This is a genomic window from Flavobacterium sp. UBA4854 (assembly GCF_002399805.1).
GTDB lineage: Bacteria > Bacteroidota > Bacteroidia > Flavobacteriales > Flavobacteriaceae > Flavobacterium > Flavobacterium ginsengisoli.
On the sequence record NZ_DHEI01000034.1, the window covers coordinates 1 to 7,495 of the forward strand.

8 protein-coding genes are annotated in these 7,495 nt (G+C 31.1%); 4 read left to right on the forward strand and 4 right to left on the reverse strand.

From position 1 onward, the window contains the following. Both B3J44_RS04335 and B3J44_RS04340 read left to right on the forward strand, forming a co-directional pair. The coding region (locus tag B3J44_RS04335) for an HAD hydrolase family protein (RefSeq protein WP_286966053.1) at nucleotides 1–219 on the forward strand (219 nt) is incomplete at its 5' end. A 364-nt stretch (nucleotides 220–583) separates the two neighbouring features. After that, a complete protein-coding gene (locus B3J44_RS04340) occupies nucleotides 584–1,183 on the forward strand; it encodes a DUF6707 family protein (protein ID WP_286966054.1) in 600 nt (199 codons plus the stop codon). 298 nt (nucleotides 1,184–1,481) lie between these two features. Here the strand turns inward: B3J44_RS04340 and B3J44_RS04345 are convergent, their stop codons facing one another. The 4 genes from B3J44_RS04345 to B3J44_RS04360 all read right to left on the reverse strand — a co-directional run bounded on the left by B3J44_RS04345 (nucleotide 1,482) and on the right by B3J44_RS04360 (nucleotide 5,064). Further along, nucleotides 1,482–2,429: a ketopantoate reductase family protein gene (locus B3J44_RS04345; RefSeq protein ID WP_286966055.1), complete on the reverse strand. Its 948-nt coding sequence runs from the start codon at nucleotides 2,427–2,429 to the stop codon at nucleotides 1,482–1,484. Nucleotides 2,430–2,493: 64 nt separating this feature from the next. Continuing rightward, on the reverse strand, nucleotides 2,494–3,087 hold the full coding sequence (locus B3J44_RS04350; protein ID WP_286966056.1) for a Crp/Fnr family transcriptional regulator: 594 nt from the start codon (nucleotides 3,085–3,087) through the stop codon (nucleotides 2,494–2,496). 203 nt (nucleotides 3,088–3,290) lie between these two features. After that, nucleotides 3,291–3,533: a redox-active disulfide protein 2 gene (locus tag B3J44_RS04355; protein WP_198854424.1), complete on the reverse strand. Its 243-nt coding sequence runs from the start codon at nucleotides 3,531–3,533 to the stop codon at nucleotides 3,291–3,293. A gap of 19 nt (nucleotides 3,534–3,552) precedes the next feature. After that, on the reverse strand, nucleotides 3,553–5,064 hold the full coding sequence (locus tag B3J44_RS04360; RefSeq protein WP_286966057.1) for a GH3 auxin-responsive promoter family protein: 1,512 nt from the start codon (nucleotides 5,062–5,064) through the stop codon (nucleotides 3,553–3,555). Nucleotides 5,065–5,306: 242 nt separating this feature from the next. Between B3J44_RS04360 and B3J44_RS04365 the strand changes: the two genes are divergently transcribed. After that, the gene (locus B3J44_RS04365) at nucleotides 5,307–6,101 is read left to right on the forward strand and encodes a DUF2797 domain-containing protein (protein ID WP_286966058.1); all 795 of its coding nucleotides are present in this window, start codon (nucleotides 5,307–5,309) and stop codon (nucleotides 6,099–6,101) included. A 246-nt stretch (nucleotides 6,102–6,347) separates the two neighbouring features. Next, the gene (locus B3J44_RS04370) at nucleotides 6,348–7,430 is read left to right on the forward strand and encodes a glycosyltransferase family 9 protein (RefSeq protein WP_286966059.1); all 1,083 of its coding nucleotides are present in this window, start codon (nucleotides 6,348–6,350) and stop codon (nucleotides 7,428–7,430) included. Nucleotides 7,431–7,495 lie beyond the last annotated feature (65 nt).

Genomic DNA, 7,495 nt, shown 5'->3' on the forward strand with positions numbered 1-7,495 from the left:
AAAGCAATTGCCGAAAAAGAAGGAATCCACATTAACCAAACCATTGCAGTTGGAGATGGAGCAAACGATTTGCCAATGCTAAACTTAGCCGGTCTAGGAATTGCTTTTCATGCTAAACCAAAAGTAAAAGAAAGCGCGTCAACATCAATTTCAAGTTTAGGTCTTGACGGTGTTTTATACTTGCTAGGATATCACGATAGATATATCGATATGATGTAATTTGCAATCTGTCACCCTGAGCGGAGTCGAAGGAATTTCATGTAAAAAAGGGCTTCGACTCCGCTCAGCCTGACAAATTAAATTCATCTATTTTATGTCATTCCGAGGAACGAGGGATCTCCACAAGTAGCTCGACAATCAAAATAAAAAACAAACTTCAGTTCTTTAAAAAGAGCTGAGGTTTTTTTATTTAGGGATGTTCCCTTGGTTCGGGCTATTCATTGAAATCTTTTCATTTTTAAGCTCTGACCTTTATTGATATACTTGTGTCTTATGCGGGTTATTACGAATTAAAAATCTATATAGTTTTGCGCAATTAAAATTGTTATACGATAATTGAGGTAAAGCAAAATATTAAAGGATTATGATAGATTTGTTGGAAAATATAAAAAATAAATACTCAAAAAAGAACGTTCAATCTCTTTGTAAAAAACTGCAAAAAAAATGTTCTTTTAAAAGTGAAAACGACATAAGTAATTTAACAGATCTTGCTTTTTGGATGTATATCTTAGGAGATATTGATAATGCAGAAAAATTAATAGACTTGACTAAAGAAGTTGTTTTTGATGGTAAATATAATATTTGGGATTATATACACACTATGTGGGCTCTAAAAGCTAGAATATTAAGAGAAAAAGGAAATATAGAAGTAGCTAAAAAAATTAGCGCCACTATTACTGCAAATGATCGTAAGCTAAATAAGTTTTTTGATACCTCAGAAAAAATGGAAAGGTTTAGAGAAGATTTCATAAAAAGAACTACTTATGAAGGAATCGGGTATCATGAAGAAATAGAAAGTGAATTGTCAAATGGGGATATAAAAGGAGCAAATATTTGGCGTTTTGGTTCTATTATGAAATATATTCGCTATAAGGAAGAAGGAATTTATCCTGATTTAATTGAAAAAGACAATCAAATAGAAGAAGAAATTAATGAGTTTGTAAAAATTTTAAAACTTGCATAAAAAGGCCAGCTTTATAAACTGATTTTTTATTTAATAGTGCTATTATTTTCTAGATTCTTTGTAGAGCTACTTTTGAAGATTTCTCCTTCATCGAAATGGCATACTGAATGTAATAAAAGCAAACAAACCTCAGTCTTTACAATAAAAGGCTGAGGTTTTTTATATGGACATGTTGCGACGTAGCGAACTATCCGTTTCACAAGAGCGATAGCAAACTGATGAAGAAATTCTTTTATTTTTAAAGAAAAAAAGGACTTCACTTCTATCCCTTATTCAAGTTTGGTAGAATTAGTGGTTTTTAATTTAAGTTTATTTTTTCTTTTAATTCATTATAAATTTTTTCAGTGCATGGAGTTTTAATATCTAACTCAATTCCGTAATTAATTATTGGACTGGCAAATAGTTCTAACTCATTATTTGCTTTGTTTGAGTTGATATCAAGCTGTAATGAAGTTGGTGTTTTTGGCGGAAAAGTTGCTGCTTTTTCAAAAGTCTTTTCAATGATTTCCTCGCTTAGTTTAATTCCTTTTTTGTCCGCTATAAGTTTAATCTCTTTCATGATTCCTTCAGCTTCATTTCTTTGTAAAGAAACTGTACAGACTTCTCCAATTGACGAATTGTACTTAGAAGTTACCAAACCAAAACTAGCGATAAAAATAAATTTAGTCCAGATTTCAGTAAAAGAATCATCTTTCAATTCAAAATCTACTTTACTTTCAGATAATAAATCAATGATCCAGTCAATGTTTTCATTAAAATTTTCGGGATCGCGTCCAATAAATATTTTTCCTGGCTTTCCTTTGTGTTCAACAATTCCCTTTTCTTTTATATGAGAAGCGACATAAATACAACTTGGCAGAATAGTATTTTTAGGAATTATTTTTCTTATTCTTTCATAAATGTCAGCCCCATTCATCATAGGTAATATAATGGTCTTTGGACTAATGATTTGAATTATCTGTTTGCAGATATTTTCAAGATCATATTCCTTCGTGCAAACTAATATTAAATCAGGAGATTGTACCTCCTTTATATTATCATAAATAAATTCAGGTTTTGTAACTGAATTAGGATGTTCGCTAGAAAGTAAAATTAATCCATTGTTTTTAACAGCATCATAAGTTTGCTCTCTTGCAATAAATGTAATTTGATGTTGTTTTTTAGTCTCATTGGCTTGATTTATTTTAAAACCAAAATAACCTCCAACTCCGCCGAGTCCAACTACGACAATATGTTTTCTTTCCATTTTTTTATTTTTTTACAAATATCATTTCTTCTGCGTTTACTAATACTTGTCAAATGATAAGAATTTAGAAATGGGAAGTATCTCTTCTAATACGGCTTAACGAAGTATCTGTAATTCCAAGATAAGAAGCTATAATCTTGAGTGGTACATGTTTAAAAATATCGGGTCTTTGTTTTAAAAGCTTTAAATATCTAGTTTCGGCTTTTTGACTTACCATTTCTATAAGTCTATCGTTAAGCTTGTGGTAATTAATTACAAACAACAGTCGGCTAAATTCTCTAAATTGAGAAATAGAATGAAAATTGTCTTGAACAGTTTCTAAATCCGTTTCCCAAAAAGTACAATCTGTAATGGTTTGAAACGTTTCTTTGGTAGGTTCTTTTTTAAAAAAAGAAAGAAAGTCGTTTACAAAACAAGGTGCAGTGAAGATATTTGTAATGATTTCGTCATTATCTTCGTTTAGAATAAAAGACGCCATGTAGCCTTTTTCTAAAAAGTAAGTTTTGGTGCTTACCATTTCTTTATCCAGTAGAATAGAGTTCTTTTCTAATTTAAAGGGAGTAAAATTTTTAGTGATTTTTTCTACAATCTCTTTTTCTATTGGAAACAGGGAATGGAAAAAGTTATTTAAAACTAATTTATCTTTGGGGCTAGTCACTATCTATTTATTTTGGATTTATTCAAGTATGTATAAGTGCAATCTAGGCCGATTGCAAAATGGAAGATAGACTTTTAAAAGTCCGAAATCCTTTTAGCAACAACAAACATCTCTTTGTTGAGAGCGAAAAGTCTCGTAATTTTATGTTGCACTACGAGTCAGAATTTTAGGTCTGTAAAGTTTTGTCTAAAACTTTTTTGAATTTATTTTCGAGATTCTAATTCTCTTTTAATTTCTTTTAAATTTTTCAGATTTAAATAAAGGATAAACAACAAAGCAACAGGAATAATATTCATTGCACTAAAACCTTTCATAAAAACAATGAATATATTAAGAACAAATAAGACAAAAAGGACAACACAAAATATAGCATTGACAGTTTTTAATGTCTTCTGATTTTTTATCAGTTCCTCAGTAGTCAGGTCACTAAATTTTGTTTCTTTCATCTCTATTAAATAAAATTGTTTAACACATTTCCTTTAATTGTTCCAAGTAATCTCTCTGGTTGGATAACCTCGGAATTTTATGTTGTCCGCCCAATTTATCTCTTTCTTTCAACCAGTCATAAAAAAGATTTTCGCGAGCAACATTAATTACCAAAGGGTTCAAAGTCATATTATTGTAGCGTTTTGCTTCGTAATCTGAGTTTAAAGTTTGCAATGTTTCATCTAAAACCTTTTGGAAAAGACCAACATCAGCTGGATGTTTCTTAAATTCGATCATCCATTCGTGTGCGCCTTTTTCTTTGTCGTGCATAAAAATAGGAGCAACGGTATAATCTATAACTTCAGTCTGCGTAACCTGGCAAGCTTTTGCAATTGCTTGATCGGTGTTTTCTACCATTAACTCTTCACCAAAAACATTGATATGATGTTTTGTTCTTCCTGTAACTCTAATCCTGTACGGATTCAGTGATGTAAAACGAACCGTGTCGCCAATCAGATAACGCCACAAGCCAGAATTTGTTGTGATAACAATAGCATAGTTTTTATTCAATTCTACATCTGCTAAACGAATTACTTTTTGGTTTGGAGTTCCAAAAGTGTCCATTGGAATAAATTCGTAGAAAATTCCGTAATCCAACATTAGCAATAAATCACTTGAATTATTTAAATCCTGAATCGCAAAAAAGCCTTCAGAAGCGTTATAGATTTCGTAGTATCTAAAATCTTTGCTTGGCAGCAGTTTTTTGTATTGTTCTTTATAAGGAGAAAAACTTACGCCACCATGAAAGTAAACTTCCAAATTTGGCCAAAGTTCCAATAAACTTTGTTTTCCAGTATTTTCTAAAACTTTATTCATTAAAACCAGCATCCAAGAAGGAACTCCTGCAAAACTGGTTACGTTTTCATTTTTTGTTTCGTTAATGATGGCAGCGATTTTCGTTTCCCACTCGCTCATAAGTGAAGTTTTGCTGCTTGGTGTACTGCTAAATTCAGCCCAAATTGGCATATTTTCAATTAAGATTGCCGATAAATCGCCAAAGAAAGTATTGTTGTTTTCGTAAATTTGAGAGCTTCCTCCTAAACGAAGACTTTTTCCTAAAAACAATTCAGAATCTTCATTATTATTCAAATAAAGGCATAAAAGATCTTTACTTCCTTTATAGTGGCAATCTTCCAGCGCTTCGTTACTTACAGGAATAAATTTGCTTTTTGCATTTGTTGTTCCGCTAGACTTAGCAAACCATTTAATTGGTGTTTCCCAAAAAACGTTCTGCTCACCCAAACGTGTGCGCTCAATTAATGGTTGCAATTCTTCATAAGTCGCAATAGGAACTCTTTCTGCAAAGGTCTGATAGGAATTGATACTCGAAAATTCATATTGTTTTCCAATAACTGTATTTTCAGATGCCGTCAATAAGTTGTGCAATAATTCTTCTTGAACTTCATTTGGGTATTTTAAAAAAAGCTCTATTTGATGAATCCTTTGTTTTAGGACCCACGATGCAAACGAATTGATAATAGATAAAGGCATGAATTTGGTTTTTAGTTAACTAATTTTAGGTTTTAAATCTCACAATCTATAGTAAAACTAAAAACTTAAAATTTGAATATCGAGAGACAAGTAGTAACTTTGTATTCATATCAAAAATAATATTTTTTTGTAAAAAACAATTCGATTTGAAGTAAAGATTCTACCTAATAAGTCGAATTTTAACACAAAAAACTTTAAATCTTTTAATAAATCCGAATCAGCAATTATAAATAAAAATACGAATGCAATATCAAGGCGTACTGACAAAAATGCAAACTGAACTTGGAAGCCCAATCCAATATTATTTGGTCTTTGAAGATAGTTTCTTAAATGTTAATCAATTATTAGATAAAGAAATTGAAATCAATTTTGTAGGCTGTCAATGCTTAAATTGTGGTAAAAAGAAAAAAATATACCGACAAGGTTTTTGTTACGAGTGTTTTTATTCAAGCCCTGCTGTTGGAGATTGGATTATGAGACCAGAATTGAGTACAGCGCATTTAGGAATTGCAGATAGAGATTTAGAATATGAATCTAAAGCGCAACTGCAACCGCATATTGTATATTTGGCTTCGGCATGCGAAATAAAAGTTGGCGTAACTCGCAAATCGCAAGTTCCAACTCGTTGGATCGATCAAGGTGCTTCTCAAGCTATTGCCATTGTTGAGGTTCCAAATCGATATCTAGCAGGAATTACAGAGGTCGCTCTAAAAGATCATTATACAGACAAAACCAACTGGAGAAAAATGTTGCAGAACTCTGTTCAAAGTTTTGATTTAATTGCAGAAAAAGCGAAGATTGAAAGTTTGATTCCAGCAGAAGTTAGAGATTATTTTTATGCTCAAAAAAATGATGTTTACGAGCTTCAATATCCTGTTTTGAGTTATCCAGCCAAAGTGAACAGTTTGAATTTAGATAAGACACCTTCTTTCAGCGGAAAATTAACTGGAATTAAAGGTCAATATTTATTATTTGAAAACGGAACTGTCTTTAATATTCGAGGATCAGAAGGTTATGTGGTTACAATAAACGTCTAGATTTATTGGGAGATCGTCGATGTTTTTAGTGTAACTATCTAGTTATTTGTTAATTACAGAATAATTTGTCGTAATTTTATATCGCTTCCAAAAGCAAAAAATGTAAATATTGATACATTTGGTTACAATTTTGTAACAAATGCTTATTGGAAGAATTTATTTTTAGAAAATAAAAGAGGCTAGATTTGAGTCTGTCACTTTTTCTAAAATTTAATTAAGATTTTTAATTCGTAAATTATTCCATAAATGAGTGTATTAAGCAAAATAAATGTACATAGGCGTAGCATAATGCGCAACCTGACTAAGAATGTTGGAAAAACAAATATGCAGAACGATTTTATTTTGGTTGATAAAAGTGAAATTAAAAGAGTTCTTATTTGTAGGCCAAATGGAAGGTTAGGAAACCTTTTATTAATTACGCCGCTTGTTCAGGAAGTGTCTGAAATGTTTCCAAATTGTAAAATTGATTTATTTGTAAAAGGAACATTAGCGCCTATTATTTTTGAAAAATACGATACTGTCGACAAAATAATCCATTTACCTAAAAAGCCATTTAAAAGCTTGATTGCCTATTCAAAGGTTTGGATTTCGTTAAAAAAAACTCCCTACGATCTAGCGATTAATGTAGATCAAAACTCTTCTTCGGGCCGATTAGCGGTTCAGTTCTCAAATGCCAAATACAAGTTTTTCGGAGATTCAAATGATGAAATCGCAGAGAAAAAAAGTGATTTTGAACATATTGCAAAGTATCCTGTTTATAATTTTCGAAATTATTTGGCAAAATTGAGATTGCCAACAAGTAGTAATAAAATAATTGCTCCTTTAGATCTTAAATTAACAGCTTCTGAAATTTCAGAAGGAAGAAAAATATTAGGAGAACTAACAAATAACGACAAAAGAACGATCTGCATTTTTACCTACGCAACAGGTTCAAAATGTCTATCAGAGGAGTGGTGGGAAAAGTTCTATTCTCAACTTACCGTAGAGTATAAAAACTACAATATTATTGAGATTTTACCTGTAGAAAATGTATCTCAAATCGGATTTAAAGCTCCGACATTTTATAGTAAAGATATCCGAGAAATAGGATCTGTTATTGCAAATGCCGATTTGTTTATTGGAGCTGATAGCGGAATTATGCATTTATCAAGCGCAGTACATACACCAACAATTGGGCTATTTTCGGTATCTAATTTGAAAAAATATGAACCTTATGACAATTGTAGTGTTGGAATAGATGTAAATCTGTACACGAAAAAAGAATATATAAAAACGATAAATTCAATTTTGAGTAGCGGTACTTTAAATATTTATTCGAGAGCAATATAGAAACAAAAAAAATCCTGTTCGAAAGAACAGGATTTTTTTTGTTTCTAAGTTTCTAAGTTTCTAAG